12 protein-coding genes are annotated in these 15,934 nt (G+C 66.8%); 10 read left to right on the top strand and 2 right to left on the bottom strand.

Annotated elements, in window-relative coordinates:
* The first annotated feature begins 84 nt into the window (after positions 1-84).
* The 3 genes from WS95_RS17180 (at position 85) to WS95_RS17170 (ending at position 4,226) form a co-directional block, all read left to right on the top strand.
* Positions 85-1,431, top strand: coding sequence for an adenylosuccinate synthase (locus tag WS95_RS17180; protein WP_059824792.1), 1,347 nt, complete (start codon positions 85-87; stop codon positions 1,429-1,431).
* Between the two features lie 7 nt (positions 1,432-1,438).
* Positions 1,439-2,035: a phosphoribosyltransferase gene (locus WS95_RS17175; RefSeq protein ID WP_006485899.1), complete on the top strand. Its 597-nt coding sequence runs from the start codon at positions 1,439-1,441 to the stop codon at positions 2,033-2,035.
* A 274-nt stretch (positions 2,036-2,309) separates the two neighbouring features.
* Entirely contained in the window at positions 2,310-4,226 is a 1,917-nt protein-coding gene (locus WS95_RS17170) for a potassium transporter Kup (protein ID WP_034207430.1), read from the top strand.
* Between the two features lie 110 nt (positions 4,227-4,336).
* Here the strand turns inward: WS95_RS17170 and WS95_RS17165 are convergent, their stop codons facing one another.
* Positions 4,337-6,661 (bottom strand): Tex family protein, encoded by a 2,325-nt coding sequence (locus WS95_RS17165; RefSeq protein ID WP_059824790.1) that lies wholly within the window; start codon positions 6,659-6,661, stop codon positions 4,337-4,339.
* Positions 6,662-6,825: 164 nt separating this feature from the next.
* Here WS95_RS17165 and WS95_RS17160 point away from each other — a divergent pair, with 164 nt between their 5' ends.
* From WS95_RS17160 to WS95_RS17150, 3 genes are all read left to right on the top strand, one after another.
* Entirely contained in the window at positions 6,826-7,575 is a 750-nt protein-coding gene (locus WS95_RS17160; protein WP_034207428.1) for a hypothetical protein, read from the top strand.
* A gap of 76 nt (positions 7,576-7,651) precedes the next feature.
* Positions 7,652-7,867, top strand: a complete 216-nt coding sequence (locus tag WS95_RS17155) for a YdcH family protein (protein ID WP_006478692.1) — start codon at positions 7,652-7,654, stop codon at positions 7,865-7,867.
* A gap of 55 nt (positions 7,868-7,922) precedes the next feature.
* A complete protein-coding gene (locus tag WS95_RS17150; protein ID WP_059824788.1) occupies positions 7,923-10,169 on the top strand; it encodes an ATP-dependent DNA helicase in 2,247 nt (748 codons plus the stop codon).
* 121 nt (positions 10,170-10,290) lie between these two features.
* On the opposite strand, the gene WS95_RS17145 is transcribed toward WS95_RS17150, so the two are convergent.
* Positions 10,291-11,115 carry an outer membrane protein assembly factor BamD gene (locus WS95_RS17145; protein WP_034207426.1) on the bottom strand — a complete coding sequence of 275 codons (825 nt, stop codon included), beginning with the start codon at positions 11,113-11,115 and terminating at the stop codon, positions 10,291-10,293.
* A gap of 41 nt (positions 11,116-11,156) precedes the next feature.
* Here WS95_RS17145 and WS95_RS17140 point away from each other — a divergent pair, with 41 nt between their 5' ends.
* The 4 genes from WS95_RS17140 to WS95_RS17125 form a co-directional block, all read left to right on the top strand.
* Complete coding sequence (locus tag WS95_RS17140; RefSeq protein ID WP_059824786.1) at positions 11,157-12,365, top strand: RluA family pseudouridine synthase; 1,209 nt, start codon at positions 11,157-11,159, stop codon at positions 12,363-12,365.
* 6 nt (positions 12,366-12,371) lie between these two features.
* The gene (pgeF, locus tag WS95_RS17135) at positions 12,372-13,211 is read left to right on the top strand and encodes a peptidoglycan editing factor PgeF (protein WP_059824844.1); all 840 of its coding nucleotides are present in this window, start codon (positions 12,372-12,374) and stop codon (positions 13,209-13,211) included.
* A 361-nt stretch (positions 13,212-13,572) separates the two neighbouring features.
* Positions 13,573-15,435 carry a class I poly(R)-hydroxyalkanoic acid synthase gene (phaC, locus tag WS95_RS17130; RefSeq protein ID WP_059824781.1) on the top strand — a complete coding sequence of 621 codons (1,863 nt, stop codon included), beginning with the start codon at positions 13,573-13,575 and terminating at the stop codon, positions 15,433-15,435.
* A 99-nt stretch (positions 15,436-15,534) separates the two neighbouring features.
* A partial coding sequence (locus WS95_RS17125) for a beta-ketoacyl synthase N-terminal-like domain-containing protein (RefSeq protein ID WP_306454118.1) occupies positions 15,535-15,934 on the top strand: 400 nt, incomplete at its 3' end.

The following is a 15,934-nucleotide window of genomic DNA, read 5'->3' as shown; positions in this document are numbered from 1 at the left end:
GCATATCGTTGAAGCGAAACGGAAAAATTCGGAATCGCCCGCGAACATAGGTAGAATACGTTTTTAACCAGCTAACGAATCAACATGTCTGCCAGCGCAGTGAACGTGACTCCCGGGCGCAATGTCGTCGTCGTGGGAACGCAATGGGGTGATGAAGGCAAGGGCAAGATCGTCGACTGGCTGACGGACCACGCTCAAGGCGTCGTGCGTTTCCAGGGCGGTCACAACGCCGGCCACACCCTCATCATCGGCGGCAAGAAAACGATCTTGCGCCTCATTCCGTCGGGCATCATGCGTGAAGGCGTCGCCTGCTACATCGGCAACGGCGTCGTCCTGTCCCCCGAAGCACTGTTCAAGGAAATCGGCGAGCTCGAAGAAGCCGGCGTGAACGTGCGCGACCGCCTGTTCATCTCCGAAGCCACGACGCTGATCCTGCCGTACCACATCGCGATCGACCAGGCGCGCGAAGCGCGCAAGGGCGCAGGCAAGATCGGTACGACCGGCCGCGGCATCGGCCCCGCGTACGAAGACAAGGTCGGCCGCCGCGCGCTGCGCGTGCAGGACCTGTTCGATGCGAAGACCTTCGCCGATCGCCTGCGCGAAAATCTCGATTTCCACAATTTCGTGCTGACCCAGTATCTGGGCGGCGCGGCCGTCGATTTCCAGGCCACGCTCGACACGATGCTCGGCTATGCCGACCGCCTGAAGCCGATGGTGGCCGACGTGTCGCGCCGCCTGTACGACGCGAACAATGCGGGCCAGAACCTGCTGTTCGAAGGCGCGCAAGGCACGCTGCTCGACATCGACCACGGCACCTATCCGTTCGTCACGTCGAGCAACTGCGTCGCAGGTGCGGCGTCGGCCGGCGCGGGCGTCGGTCCGCAGAAGCTCAACTACATCCTCGGCATCACGAAGGCGTATTGCACGCGCGTCGGTTCGGGCCCGTTCCCGAGCGAACTGTACGATGCGGACAACCCGCAGCGTCAGGACCAGATCGGCGTCACGCTCGCGAACGTCGGCAAGGAATTCGGTTCGGTCACCGGCCGTCCGCGCCGCACCGGCTGGCTCGATGCGGCCGCGCTGCGCCGCTCGATCCAGATCAACGGCGTGTCGGGCCTGTGCATGACGAAGCTCGACGTGCTCGACGGCCTCGACGAAGTCAAGCTGTGCGTCGGCTACCAGGTCGACGGCAAGGACGCGGACATCCTGCCGCGCGGCGCGGTCGATGTCGCGCGTTGCGAACCGGTGTACGAGACGTTCGCCGGCTGGAAGGAAAGCACCGTCGGGATCAATACGTGGGACGCGCTGCCGGCGAACGCGCGGGCATACCTCGCCCGCGTCCAGGAAGTGGCCGGCGTGCCGGTCGACATGGTGTCGACGGGCCCGGATCGCGACGAAACGATCCTGCTCCGCCATCCGTTCAAGGTGTAATTCCCAGATGACGCAGCAAATCACGATGACGGCGGCAGACTTGATGACCGATCCGCGCAACGACGACAAGAACCTGTGGGTAGGCTGGGACGAGTATCACCGGCTGATCGAGCTGCTCGCGCTCCAGGTGCATGCCTCGGGCTGGAAGTTCGACCAGATCCTGTGCCTCGCGCGCGGCGGCCTGCGCGTCGGCGACCAACTGTCGCGCATCTACGACGTGCCGCTCGCGATTCTCGCGACGAGTTCGTACCGGGAAGCGGCCGGCACCGAGCAGGGCGAGCTCGACATCGCGCAGTACATCACGATGACGCGCGGCAACCTGGCGGGCAACGTGCTGCTGGTCGACGATCTCGTCGATTCGGGCGTCACGCTCGCGCGCGTGCAGGAGCACCTGAAGGAGCGCTATCCGTCCGTGACGGCCGTGCGTTCGGCCGTGCTCTGGTACAAGGGCTGCTCGAAGGTCAAGCCCGACTATCACACGCAGTTCCTGCCGACGAATCCGTGGATTCATCAGCCGTTCGAGGAGTGGGATACGGTCCGGCCGCACAACCTCGAGGCATGGATCAAGCGCGGTCGCGCACAGCGCGACGGTTCGGGCGCGTAAGCGGCCGGCCGGATCGAAGGAAAGCCTTGTACGGCGCCGCTTGCGGCGCCGTTTTTCATTGGCGCGCCGGGGCGCAGCGCGGGCCGCGCTGTGCACCCGATAGGCAGGCGGCGCGGCGCCGGCTATGATGGCAGCCCTGCCACAGGTCGCGCCGGATTGCATGCGCAGCGTGGATCACGTGGCTCCACGGCAACACGGCAGGGCGGTGTTTCACGGGGGCGCGAGTAGAATAGCGCTCGTTTTGTCCGACCCGGACCCGATTATTACGTTTCATATGAACGACACGACTCACGCGACCGACGCCGCACACGCGCCGCATTCGACGCAACAACACTCGATGCGGGCGCTAGCGATAGCAGCCATCGGCGTCGTGTTCGGCGACATCGGCACCAGCCCGCTGTATTCGCTCAAGGAGGCGTTCAGCCCCGCGCACGGCATTCCGCTGACCGAAGGGTCGATTCTCGGCGTGATCTCGCTGCTGTTCTGGGCCATCGTGCTGGTGGTCGGCGTCAAGTACCTGCTGTTCGTGATGCGGGCGGACAACAACGGCGAAGGCGGCGTGCTCGCGCTGATGGCGCTGTCGCTGCGGCCGCTCGACTCGAAAACGCGGGTCGCGGGCGCGCTGATGGCGCTCGGGATATTCGGCGCGTGCATGTTCTACGGGGACGCGGTGATCACGCCGGCGATCTCGGTGATGTCGGCCGTCGAAGGCCTCGAGATCGCGACGCCGCACCTGTCCCATCTCGTGCTGCCGATCACGATCGTGATCCTGATCGCGCTGTTCTGGATCCAGCGGCACGGCACCGCGCTGGTCGGCAAGCTGTTCGGCCCGATCATGGTGCTGTGGTTCGTCGTGATCGCGGCGCTCGGCGTATACCACATCGTTCGCGTGCCGGGCATCATCGCGGCAATCAATCCGTATTACGCGGCGTCGTTCATGGCCGACCACCTGCTGCAGGCGTACGTCGTGCTCGGCTCGGTCGTGCTGGTGCTGACCGGTGCGGAAGCGCTCTACGCGGACATGGGCCATTTCGGTGCAAAGCCGATCCGGTTGGCCGCGTACGGGCTCGTGATGCCGTCGCTCGTGCTGAACTACTTCGGTCAGGGCGCGCTGCTGATCCAGAATCCGAAAGCGATCGAAAACCCGTTCTTCCTGCTCGCGCCCGAATGGGGGCTGCTGCCGCTCGTCGTGCTGTCGACGGTCGCGACCGTGATCGCGTCGCAGGCCGTGATCTCCGGTGCGTATTCGCTGACGTCGCAGGCGATCCAGCTCGGCTACGTGCCGCGCATGAAGGTGCTGCATACGTCCGAGCTCGCGATCGGCCAGATCTACGTGCCGGTCGTGAACTGGCTGCTGCTGTTCGTGATCCTCTGTATCGTCGTCGGTTTCAAGAGTTCGGACAACCTCGCGGCCGCGTACGGTATCGCGGTGACGGCGACGATGGTGATCACGACCGTGCTCGCGTGCGTCGTGATGGTGAAGGTGTGGAACTGGAACCGGCTGCTGGTCGGCGCGATCATCGCGGTGTTCCTCGCGATCGACCTCGGCTTTTTCGGCGCGAACCTGCTGAAGGTCGCGCAGGGCGGCTGGTTGCCGCTCGGCATCGGCGCGCTGCTGTTCTTCCTGCTGATGACCTGGTACAAGGGGCGTCACATCGTCAAGGAGCGCACGGCGGCCGACGGTATTCCGCTCGAGCCGTTCCTGCAGGGGCTGCTCGCGCATCCGCCGCATCGCGTGTCGGGCACCGCGATCTACCTGACCGGCAACGACAAGCTCGTGCCTGTGAGCCTGCTGCACAACCTGAAGCACAACAAGGTGCTGCACGAGCGGACCATTTTCCTGACGTTCGTCACGCGCGACATTCCGTACGTGCGCGACGACAGGCGCCTGAGCTCGCGTGATGCGGGCGGCGGACTGTACATCGTCAAGGCCGAGTACGGCTTCAACGAGACGCCGGACGTGAAGGCTGTGCTCGAGGAATTCGGCCGCACGCACGACATGACGTTCGAGCTGATGGACACGTCGTTCTTCCTCGCGCGCGAAACGGTCGTGCCGACGCATCTGCCCGGCATGTCGATCTGGCGCGAGCGCGTGTTCGCGTGGATGCATCAGAACGCGGCGAAGCCGACCGATTTCTTCTCGATTCCGGCGAATCGCGTCGTCGAGCTCGGGACGAAGATCGAGATCTGACGGGCGCGAGCGGGCTGCGTATGCGGCCCATGCCGAATCGGGCTGCGCGCCGCCGAAGCAATAAAAAACCCGCCTTTCGGCGGGTTTTTTTGTGCGTCGACGCCTTCGACTCAGCGTTTCAGCTTCGCGAATGCCGCGGCCATCGCGCCGGCCGGTTCCGGCTCGCGCGTCCGCTGCGGGCGGGCGGCGCCGCGCCCCGCGTTGCCGCGATCCTGGCCGCCGCGCGACGACGTGCCGGGGGCTGCCGCGTCGTCGTCGAGGCGCATCGTCAGCGCAATGCGCTGGCGCTTCACGTCGACGTCGATCACCTTCACCTTGACGACCTGGCCGGCCTTCACGACTTCGTGCGGATCCTTGATGAACTTCGTCGACATCGCGGACACGTGGACGAGGCCGTCCTGGTGCACGCCGATATCCACGAACGCGCCGAATGCGGCGACGTTCGTCACGACGCCTTCGAGCGTCATGCCCGGCACGAGATCCGAGACCTTCTCGACGCCTTCGCGGAACGTGGCCGTCTTGAATTCCGGGCGTGGATCGCGGCCCGGCTTTTCCAGTTCGGCCAGGATGTCGCGCACGGTCGGCAGCCCGAAACGTTCGTCGACGAATTCCATCGGCGACAGGCCCGCTAGCGCCTCGCGGTTGCCGAGCACGTCGTCGATGCGCTTGTTGATCTTCGCGAGCATCCGTTCGACGACCGGATACGCTTCCGGGTGCACCGACGAGCGATCGAGCGGATTCTCGCCGCCGTTGATGCGCAGGAAGCCGGCGGCCTGTTCGAAGGTCTTGTCGCCGAGGCGCGGCACCTTGCGCAGGTGCTCGCGCGACGGGAACGGGCCGTTCGCGTCGCGATAGTCGACGATGTTGCGCGCGAGCGTCGCGTTCAGGCCCGACACGCGGGCGAGCAGCGGGGCCGACGCCGTGTTCGCGTCGACGCCGACCGCGTTCACGCAATCCTCGACGACCGCGTCGAGCGAGCGGGCGAGTTCGCGCTGGTTCACGTCGTGCTGGTACTGGCCGACGCCGATCGCCTTCGGCTCGATCTTCACGAGCTCGGCGAGCGGGTCCTGCAGGCGGCGGGCGATCGACACGGCGCCGCGCAGCGACACGTCGAGCTCCGGGAATTCCTTCGCGGCGAGCTCGGACGCCGAGTAGACCGACGCGCCGGCTTCCGACACGACGATCTTCTGCAGCCGCAGCTCCGGGTGTTTCGCGATCAGTTCGCTCGCGAGCTTGTCGGTTTCGCGCGACGCGGTGCCGTTGCCGATGCTGATCAGTTCGGCCTGCGTCTGCGCGGCGAGGCGCGCGAGTTTCGCGATCGAGCCGTCCCAGTCGCGGCGCGGTTCGTGCGGGTAGATCGTGTCGGTCGCGAGCACCTTGCCGGTGCGATCGACGACCGCGACCTTCACGCCGGTGCGCAGGCCGGGGTCGAGGCCGATTACGGCCTTCGGGCCGGCCGGGGCGGCCAGCAGCAGGTCGTTCAGGTTGCGCGCGAACACGCGGATCGCTTCGGTTTCGGCCGTTTCGCGCAGTTGCGTGAGCAGTTCGTTTTCGATATGCGGCTGCACCTTCACGCGCCAGCACCAGCGGCAGACGTCGGACAGCCATTTGTCGGCCGGGCGATTCTGGTTCGCGATGCCGAAATGGCGCGCGATCATCGCCTCGCCGGGATGCGGCACCTGCGCGTCGAGCTCTTCGCCGAGGCCGAGCTTGATCGTCAGCACGCCCGCGTTGCGGCCGCGGAACAGCGCGAGCGCACGGTGCGACGGCACCGTCTTGATCGTTTCCGCGTAGTCGTAATAGTCGCGGAATTTCTCGCCTTCCTCGTTTTCCTTGCCCTCCACGACCGCCGACGACACGACGCCCTGGTTGTGCAGGTAGTCGCGCAGCTTGCCGAGCAGCTCCGCCGTCTCGCCGAACTGTTCGGACAGGATGTCGCGCGCGCCGTCGAGCGCGGCCTTCACGTCGGCGACGCCCTTGTCGGCGTCGACATACGCGGCCGCCTCGGTCTGCGGGTCGAGCAGCGGATTCGCGAGCAGCGCCTGTGCGAGCGGCTCGAGGCCGGCCTCGCGGGCGATCTGCGCACGCGTGCGGCGCTTCGGCTTGTACGGCAGATAAAGGTCCTCGAGCACCTGCTTGCTGTCGGCCGCGTCGATCGCGGCACGCAGTTCGTCGGTCAGCTTGCCCTGTTCGTCGATGCTCGACAGGATCGCGGCGCGGCGATCCTCGAGTTCGCGCAGGTACAGGAGGCGTTCCTCGAGCTGGCGCAACTGCGTGTCGTCCAGGTTGCCGGTCACTTCCTTGCGGTACCGGGCAATGAACGGAACGGTCGAGCCTTCGTCGAGGAGTTGCACGGCCGCCGCGACCTGGCGCGGCTGGACGGACAGTTCGGTGGCGATGCGCTGTACGATCTTGAGTGCTACGGTTTCCGTCATGTCGTGGATGGTCTGTCTGCCTGCTGAAATCGCGGCGCGGGCCGGCAGGCCCGGAGCGGCGGGCTGCCCGGCCGGCCCGCCGGGCCAGAGGCCGCGGGTGAATGAAGCGGGGCATTTTGCCATAAATGGCGGAGCGTCCAGCCGGGGGTGATAGAATTTGACACATGTCCCGCAGCTTTCCTACGACGTTGCCAACTTCCCGTATTTCTCTCGTCGCGCTCGGCGCAGCGCTCGCCGCCGCTTTGTCTGCCGGGCCTTCCGGCGCATTCGCGCAGGCCTCGGGCGCCAGCGCGCCGGACGCCGCCGCTTCCGCGCCCGTCGCAGCCTCCGCCGCGCCGGATTTCGACGCCCGTCAAAAAGTGCTCAATCAACGTTCCGCGGAAAACGATTATCGTTATGCGGTGGCGGAGCACGATTGTTACAGCAAGTTCTTCGTCAACCATTGTCTCGGCAAGGCGCGCGATCGGATGCGCGAGGAGCGGGCGAGCATTCGCCAGGAGCAACTCGCGCTCAACGACGAGCAGCGCGCGGTGCGGGCGCAGCAGCGCGACCAGCAGCAGGCGCTGAAGCAGGCCCGGGACGCGGCGGAAGCGCCGCAGCGGGCGGCGAACGACGCGGCGAACGCGGCTGCATTCCGTGACAAGCAGGAGCAGAATGCACTGAAGCAGGCGCAGCGCGGCGCGGAAGCCCCGCAACGCGCGGCGAACAAGCAGGCATACGACCAGAAGCAGGCGGATTTCCAGCGCAAGCTCGACCAGGCGCACCAGCAGGCGGCGCAGAAGGCGCAGGAGCGGGCGGACAACGCCACGCGCTACGAGCAGAAGCAGAAGGCAGCCGCGCAGCACAAGGCCGATGTCGAGCGGCGTCAGCAGGAAGCGGCCGAGAAGGCCAAGCAGCAACAGCAGGGGCAGTAACGTGTTGAATTGATCGGGCTCAGTCTCGGGCGCGTCGGCACGCCAGCCGTCGCGCTGCTTCGATGAGGAGGCAGGTATGCAAAACCGTCACACGGAACAGCAGCAGGAATTGCACAACCGTTTGGCTGCATTGCAGGAGCAGCACCAGCAGCTCGCTCGGGAGATCGAGCTGAAGGAAGGACACTCCGACATCGACGACATCACGCTGCACCGGCTGAAGAAGGAAAAGCTGGCCGCCAAGGACAAAATCATTTTGCTGCAATCGCAGCTCGAACCGGATAAGCGCGCCTGAGCGCGGCCTGGCAAGCGCCGGCGCCGCTCGGGCGCTGGACACAGGAACGCTTGCCTTGAATTCACCGCTTGAAGCCACCCCCGATGCCCGGCGTGACACGACGTCCGCCGGGCGCGTTCGTGCGCCCGAAGGCACTTTCGAGCTGAGCCGCAAGCGCGTCGACGAACTCGACACGATCTTCGGCGAAGGCGGGTTGCTGGCGCGCGCGCTCGACGGCTATCGACCGCGTACGTCGCAGATCGAGATGGCGCGCGCGGTCGCGTCCGCGATGGAAGCGTCCGCACGCCGGATGCCCGAGCCCGAGATCTTCGAAACCCGCAAGCGGCCGGCGCGCCGCCTCGGCGACGGCGGCCAGGCGGCCGAGCCGGCCGGGGACGCCGCCGCGGCAGCCGAATCCGACAACGACGCAGGCGACAACACGCTGATCGTCGAGGCCGGCACGGGTACCGGCAAGACCTACGCGTATCTCGTGCCCGCCATGTTGTGGGGCGGCAAGGTGATCGTGTCGACCGGCACGAAGCACCTGCAGGACCAGTTGTTCCAGCGCGACATCCCGACCGTGCGCAACGCGCTCGCGGTGCCGGTGACGGTCGCGATGCTCAAGGGACGCTCGAACTACCTCTGCCATTACTACCTGCAACGCACGGCCGACAACGGCCGGCTGCCGTCGCGGCAGGACACCGCGTATCTGCAGGAAATCGTCCGCTTCGCGAAGATCACGAAGAGCGGCGACAAGGCCGAACTCGCGAGCGTGCCGGAAACGGCGCCCGTGTGGTCGATGGTCACGTCCACGCGCGACAACTGCCTCGGCCAGGAGTGCCCGCACTACAAGGAATGCTTCGTGATGCAGGCGCGGCGCGAGGCCCAGCAGGCCGACGTCGTCGTCGTCAACCATCACCTGTTCTTCGCGGACATCATGCTGCGCGACACGGGGATGGCCGAACTGCTGCCGAACGCGAACACGATCATCTTCGACGAAGCGCACCAGTTGCCGGAAACGGCGACGCTGTTCTTCGGCGAGACGCTGTCGACGACGCAGATCCTCGAGCTCGCGCGCGACACGGTCGCCGAGGGCCTGAGCCATGCGCGCGATGCGGTGGAGTGGGTGAAGCTCGGCGGCGATCTCGAGCGCGCGGCGCGCGACTTGCGTCTCGCGTTCGCGAACGACCAGATCGTGCGCATGTCGCTCGCACAGCTCGGCGACGATCACCCGATGTTCGGTGCGCTCGACGCGCTCGACGTTGCGCTCGATGCGCTCGCAACGGCGCTCGCGAGCCAGGCCGAGCGCGCGGAATCGCTCGGCGCATGCCTGCGGCGCGCCCGCGAGCTGCAGGACCTGCTGGCGGGCTGGGTCGCGCCCGGCGCGGCGCAAGCGGCAGCGAAGGCCGATGCGGCGGCCGGCGACAACGCGGCCGCCGACGGCGATCCGAACGAGAAGGTGCGCTGGGTCGAGGTGTTCGCGCATACCGTCCAGCTCCATGAAACGCCGCTGTCGGTCGCGCCGATTTTCGCGAAACAGCGTGCGGGCGTACCGCGTGCATGGGTGTTCACGTCGGCGACGTTGTCGGTGCGCGGCGATTTCACGCACTACGCGGCGCAGATGGGCCTCAGCTCGCGTCGTTCGATGACGCTCGCCAGCCCGTTCGATTACCAGTCGCAGGGGCTGCTGTACGTGCCGCGCAATCTGCCGCAGCCGTCGTCGCCGGCATTTACCGACGCCGTCTTCGATGCCGCGCTGCCGGCGATCGAGGCGTCCGGCGGCGGCGTGTTCATGCTGTGCACGACGCTGCGCGCGGTCGACCGGATCGCGTCGAAGCTGCGCGACGCGATCGAATCGCGCGGCTGGAACATGCCGCTGCTCGTGCAGGGCGACGCAAGCCGCACCGAGCTGCTCGACCGTTTCCGCGCGTACGGCAATGCGATCCTGGTCGGCAGCCAGAGTTTCTGGGAAGGCGTGGACGTGCGCGGCGATGCGTTGTCGCTGGTCGTGATCGACAAGCTGCCGTTCGCGCCGCCGGACGATCCGGTGCTGGCAGCGCGGCTCGACGCGTTGACGAAGAAGGGGCTGAGCCCGTTCGCCGTGCATCAACTGCCGCAGGCCGTGATCACGCTGAAGCAGGGCGCGGGCCGGTTGATTCGCGCGGAGACGGATCGCGGCGTGCTGATGATCTGCGATACGCGGCTCGTCGACAAGCCTTACGGGCGCCGGATCTGGCAAAGCTTGCCGCCGTTCAAGCGCACGCGCGAGATCGCGGTCGTGCAGGATTTCTTCGACGAGCACCGCGCGGACAAGCGCGCGTGAGCGCACGCGCGGCGCTTGCCGCGCGAACGCCCTGGCGTCGACCGAATGCGGCGCCAATAAAAAACCCGGCTCGATGGCCGGGTTTTTCGTATGCGCAACGGGTGTTGCAGCGCGCCGTGCGTCAGAACTGCCACCACGACTTCTTCGCACCGGGGCGCGCATGGCCCGTCACGTACGGGCTGTCGGGGAACGTGCCCGCGAGCACGCGCTTGGTGTCCTCGGCGAGTTCCGGCTGGTTCAGCTTGCCGTACGACAGGATCATGATGTGCAGCGCGTCTTCGATCGCCGGTGCGCCCTTGTAGTCCTTGATCGCGAGCTGGGCGCGGTTGATCGCCGCGACATACGCGCCGCGGCGATAGTAGTAGTCGGCCGCGTGCACTTCGTGCGATGCGAGCGCGTTGACGATGTAGCGCATCCGCGCGGCCGCATCGGGTGCGTACTTGCTCTTCGGGAAGCGGTCGACGACGACCTTGAACGCATCGTACGATTCGCGCAGCGCCTGCGGATCGCGTTCGCTCATGTCCTGGCCGGAGAAGCGCCCGAACAGGCCGAGATCGTCGTTGAAGTGGATCATCCCCTTCAGGTAGTACGCGTACGGGATATCCGGATGATCGGGGTGGAGCTGGATGAAGCGATCGACGGCCTGGTCGGCGGCCGCTGCTTCGTTGTCCTTCCAGTTGCAGTATGCAACGTTGATCTGCGCCTGTTGCGCGAAATGGCCGAACGGATCGCGGCCTTGCAGCGATTCGAAATATTTCGCGCACTTGCCCCAGTCGCCGCCGGACAGTGCGTCCTGGGCCTCTGAGTATAATTTGTTGTTCGACCAGGTAGCCGTCTCGTCCTGCTTCTGCGGCAAGCCGTGGCAGCCGGCGATGAGGGCCGCGGCCGCTACCGCCGCAGCCCGGGCGGCGACGGTTCTGGCCGTGCGTTTGGTCGAATTCATCATGCTCGCATGTCCTAGCTTCAAGTCTCGGTGACCCAGTCTAAATGACCCGTTCAAGTTCGCAGAATGCCCAGCCGGGCACACCAAATCGCGAAGATTATAGCCCAAGCGATCGGCCCGCCGACGCCGCGTCGGGGGATTCCCTCGATGACGATCTGGCCGGCGACGCGATGCAGGCGCCCGTGGTGCCGTCCGCGGCGCGCGACGACGCGCCGCGCATCGTCGAAGTGCCGCTGTCGCTCGCGGGCGAACGTCTCGACAAGGCGCTCGCCCAACTGTTCCCCGAATTCTCGCGCAGCCGCCTGCAGAGCTGGATCGAGGCGCAGCGCGTGCTCGTCGACGGCGCGCCGGCGAAGATCCGCCAGCCGGTGCCGCTGGGCGCGAAGATCGAGCTCGTGCCCGATCTGCTGCCCGAGCAGCTCGCGTTCACGCCGGAGCCCGTGCCGCTCGACGTGATCTACGAGGACGACGCGCTCGTCGTCATCAACAAGCCGGCCGGTCTCGTCGTCCATCCGGCCGCCGGCAACTGGAGCGGCACGATCCTCAACGGTCTGCTGCATCGCTACGGCGACGCGGCGGCCGGCCTGCCGCGCGCGGGGATCGTCCACCGGCTGGACAAGGAAACGTCCGGCCTGATGGTGGTCGCCCGCACGCTGGCCGCGCAGACGGACCTCGTGCGCCAGCTGCAGGCCCGCACGGTGAAGCGCCGCTATTTCGCGCTGGTGTGGGGCACGATGCCGGAGGAAGGCACGATCGACGCGCCGATCGGCCGCGACCCGCGCGAGCGCACGCGCATGGCCGTGGTCACCGGCGCGTCGGGCAAGCCCGCGCGCACGCATTTCCGCACGGTTGACACATGCCTGTGGCAACGTCAGCCGGTGTCGGCGATTCAATGCGATCTCGAAACCGGCCGCACGCATCAGATCCGTGTGCACTGCGCGCACGCCGGGCATCCGCTGCTCGGCGATCCGGTCTACGGGCGGGCGCGCGGCAAGCGTTCGGTCGCGCCGCTGCCGGACGGGTTCGCACGACAGGCGCTGCATGCGTGGCGGCTCGGTCTCGTGCATCCGGTCACGGGCAAGGCGATGCAGTGGCGCTGCCCGCTGCCGGACGACATGAACGCACTGGTCGCGGCGCTCGGCTTCGGGCAGGGCGACGAGGAATTCGACGACGACGACAATCTCTACGACGATGACGATTTCGGCGGCGAGTATCACGACGACGAGCCGTACCTGGACGATGAGGAGGAGTGAGTGCCGATGACGAATCTGGCGCCGTTGACGTGGCAGGACTGCGTGCAGCCCGACTGGCGCGTGTCGCCGCGCGTGCGCGCGCTGATCACGACGCGCGACGGCGGCGTGAGCGAAGGCCCGTACGGGCGCTGGCAGGATGGGGCGGCATTGGCGGGCGGGATGAATCTCGGCCTGCATACGGGTGACGATCCCGATCATGTCGCCATCAATCGCGCGCGCGTGCTCGCCCTCGCGGGCCAGTCGGGCGCCGCATGGCTCGAGCAGGTTCACGGCGCGCAGATCGTGCGGGCGGACGAGGTGATCGCCGCGGCGGCCGCCGCCACGGCGCCGGTGCAGGCCGACGCGAGCGTCACGGATCGGGCCGGCGCCGTCTGCGTGGTGATGGTGGCCGATTGCCTGCCCGTGCTGCTGTGCGACGCGCAGGGCCGCGCGGTCGGCGCCGCGCATGCGGGCTGGCGCGGGCTCGCGGCCGGCATCGTCGAGCAGACGGCTGCGCGCGTCGCGGCGCTCGCGGGCGGCGCGGCGGACACGCTGCATGCCTATCTCGGGCCGGCGATCGGTCCGCAGGCGTTCGAGGTCGGCGCCGACGTGCGCGACGCGTTTCTCGACACGGCTCCGCAGTCGGAGCATGATGAAACCCGTCGTGCGTTCGTCGCGGTGGACGGCGCGCCCGGCAAGTTTCTTGCCGATCTCTACGCGCTCGCGCGCCTGCGGCTCGCGCGTGCGGGCGTGGTGCACGTGAGCGGCGGGACGGCTTGCACGGTCGCCGAGCGCGCGCGCTTCTATTCGTATCGGCGCGACCGCGTGACGGGCCGCATGGCCGCGGCAATCTGGCTGGCCGATTGAGTGCATGCGCATGTGCGCCGGTTTTTGTTGCGCCGCGAAATCGGGTTATCTCGATATTGAGGCGGCAATGCTGCGTGGCATGCGCGACTGAATGAAAAATCCCGACGTCAAGTCAAGCAAAATATTTTATGTTTCGCCGGAACCCTTGTCCCGCCTGTCGTGCGCGGATTATCTCCGTATCGAAATGTTCAGTGGTTTGACCGGACGCTTCACATGGGGAAAACGATAATGATAAAAATACCGCACTGCGGCAGAATCTGGAGACGCCTCTCCAGAGCATGACGGCCCGGCTCGCAGCCGGCACGCCGCGCGCGAGCAGGATTTCACGATTGACGCTCACGAATCACCGGTAAGGCAGGTAATGACAGCATCGAAAAATTCGTCGACGTCCGCTCACGCGGGCACTTCCGCGGGCAGTACCGGGTTCGATCCGGCCGCTCAGCCGATGCAGCAGATGTTCGAGTCGTGGTTGAACGCGTGGCGTAGTTTTGCCGATCCGGCGCGCGCCGCGACGGCATCGGCCTCCGTCAACCCGTTCGCGACATTCCAGTTCCCGACGTCGTTTCCGTTCCAGATGCCGTCGATGCCCGATCTCGGCGCGATGGCGTCGCCGTTCGCGGGCCTGAAACTGCCGGTTGCCGCGATTCCGCCCGAACGGCTCCAGGCCTTGCAGGCCGACTACGCGCGCGACTGCATGACGTTGATGCAGCAGGCGGCCGCCGCGAAGCTCGAGTCGCCGGAGTTGAAAGACCGCCGCTTCAGCGGCGACGCGTGGAAGGCATCGCCCGCGCATGCGTTCGCGGCCGCGTGGTATCTGCTCAACGCGCGCTATCTGCAGGAGCTGGCCGACGCGCTTCAGACCGATCCGAAGACGCGCGAGCGCATCCGTTTCACGGTCCAGCAATGGACGGCCGCCGCCGCGCCGAGCAACTTCCTCGCACTCAATCCCGACGCTCAGAAATCGATCCTCGAAACGCATGGCGAAAGCCTGCGGCAGGGGATGATGAACCTGCTCGGCGACCTGCAGCGCGGCAAGATTTCGCAGACGGACGAATCGCAGTTCGTGGTCGGCAAGAACCTCGGGTGTACCGAGGGCGCGGTCGTGTACGAGAACGACCTGATCCAGCTGATCCAGTACACGCCGAAGACGGACAAGGTGTTCGAGCGGCCGCTGCTGATCGTCCCGCCGTGCATCAACAAGTTCTACATCCTCGACCTGCAACCCGAGAATTCGCTCGTCGCGCACGCGCTGTCGAACGGTCATCAGGTATTCCTCGTGTCGTGGCGCAATGCGGATGCATCGGTCGCGCACAAGACGTGGGACGACTACATGAACGAAGGGCTGCTCGCGGCGATCGACGCCGTGCAGCAGATCAGCGGCCGCGAGCAGATCAACACGCTCGGCTTCTGCGTCGGCGGCACGATGCTCGCGACCGCGCTCGCGGTGCTTGCCGCGCGCGGCGAACATCCGACCGCGTCGATGACGCTGCTCACCGCGATGCTCGACTTCACCGATACGGGCATCCTCGACGTGTTCGTCGACGAGGCGCACGTGCAGATGCGCGAGCAGACCATCGGCGGCAAGAACGGTACGCAACCGGGGCTGATGCGCGGCGTCGAGTTCGCAAATACGTTCTCGTTCCTGCGGCCGAACGATCTCGTGTGGAACTACGTCGTCGACAACTATCTGAAGGGCCGCACGCCCGCGCCGTTCGACCTGCTGTACTGGAACAGCGATTCGACGAGCCTGCCGGGGCCGATGTACGCGTGGTACCTGCGCCATACCTATCTCGAAAACAAGCTGCGCGAGCCGGGTGCGCTGACCGTATGCGGCGAACCGGTCGACCTGTCGCTGATCGACGTGCCGACCTTCATCTACGGTTCGCGCGAGGATCACATCGTGCCGTGGCAGACGGCCTACGCATCGACGTCGATCCTGTCGGGCCCGCTGAAGTTCGTGCTCGGCGCGTCGGGGCACATCGCGGGCGTGATCAACCCGCCGGCGAAGAAGAAGCGCAGCTACTGGGTCAACGACGACCTGCCCGAATCCGCGGACGACTGGTTCGCCGCGGCGACCGAGCAGCCCGGAAGCTGGTGGACGACATGGGTCGAGTGGCTCGACGCGTACGGCGGGCGCAAGGTCGCGCCGCCGGCCCAGCCGGGTTCCGCGCAATTCCCGGCGATCGAGCCGGCGCCCGGGCGCTACGTGTTGCAGCGCGATTGACGAAAACCGGACAGCGGCGCACGCTGTCCGGCGCACCACAGTTTTTTTAACGGGGCCGGTAACGATGCGCCGTGTCGTGCGGGCCTGGAGGAAAGGGAAATGACGGATGTAGTGATCGTATCGGCCGCGCGGACCGCGGTCGGCAAATTCGGCGGCTCGCTGGCGAAGATTGCGGCGCCGGAACTGGGCGCGACGGTGATCCGCGCAGTGCTGGAGCGTGCGGGCGTGAAGCCCGAGCAGGTCAGCGAAGTGATCATGGGCCAGGTGCTGACGGCCGGCTCCGGGCAGAACCCGGCGCGGCAGTCGCTGATCAAGGCGGGGCTGCCGAGCGCCGTGCCGGGGATGACGATCAACAAGGTGTGCGGCTCGGGGCTGAAGGCCGTGATGCTGGCGGCGAACGCGATCGTCGCGGGCGACGCGGACATCGTGGTCGCGGGCGGCCAGGAGAACATGAGCGCGGCGCCGCACGTGCTGCCGGGCTCGCGCGACGGGTTCCGGA

Origin of the sequence: Burkholderia sp. MSMB1826 (assembly GCF_001526325.1) — a bacterium.
GTDB lineage: Bacteria > Pseudomonadota > Gammaproteobacteria > Burkholderiales > Burkholderiaceae > Burkholderia.
This window is presented reverse-complemented; position numbering and strand designations above follow the sequence as displayed.

What these genes read in the sequence shown, in the direction of transcription:
- WS95_RS17155 (WP_006478692.1), top strand. Translation starts at nt 7,652, where the DNA reads ATGCAAAACCGTCACACGGAACAGCAGCAGGAATTGCACAACCGTTTG.
- WS95_RS17180 (WP_059824792.1), top strand. Translation starts at nt 85, where the DNA reads ATGTCTGCCAGCGCAGTGAACGTGACTCCCGGGCGCAATGTCGTCGTC.
- WS95_RS17140 (WP_059824786.1), top strand. Translation starts at nt 11,157, where the DNA reads ATGACCCGTTCAAGTTCGCAGAATGCCCAGCCGGGCACACCAAATCGC.
- WS95_RS17170 (WP_034207430.1), top strand. Translation starts at nt 2,310, where the DNA reads ATGAACGACACGACTCACGCGACCGACGCCGCACACGCGCCGCATTCG.
- WS95_RS17145 (WP_034207426.1), bottom strand. Translation starts at nt 11,115, where the DNA reads ATGATGAATTCGACCAAACGCACGGCCAGAACCGTCGCCGCCCGGGCT.
- WS95_RS17175 (WP_006485899.1), top strand. Translation starts at nt 1,439, where the DNA reads ATGACGCAGCAAATCACGATGACGGCGGCAGACTTGATGACCGATCCG.
- WS95_RS17165 (WP_059824790.1), bottom strand. Translation starts at nt 6,661, where the DNA reads ATGACGGAAACCGTAGCACTCAAGATCGTACAGCGCATCGCCACCGAA.
- pgeF (WP_059824844.1), top strand. Translation starts at nt 12,372, where the DNA reads ATGACGAATCTGGCGCCGTTGACGTGGCAGGACTGCGTGCAGCCCGAC.
- WS95_RS17160 (WP_034207428.1), top strand. Translation starts at nt 6,826, where the DNA reads ATGTCCCGCAGCTTTCCTACGACGTTGCCAACTTCCCGTATTTCTCTC.
- phaC (WP_059824781.1), top strand. Translation starts at nt 13,573, where the DNA reads ATGACAGCATCGAAAAATTCGTCGACGTCCGCTCACGCGGGCACTTCC.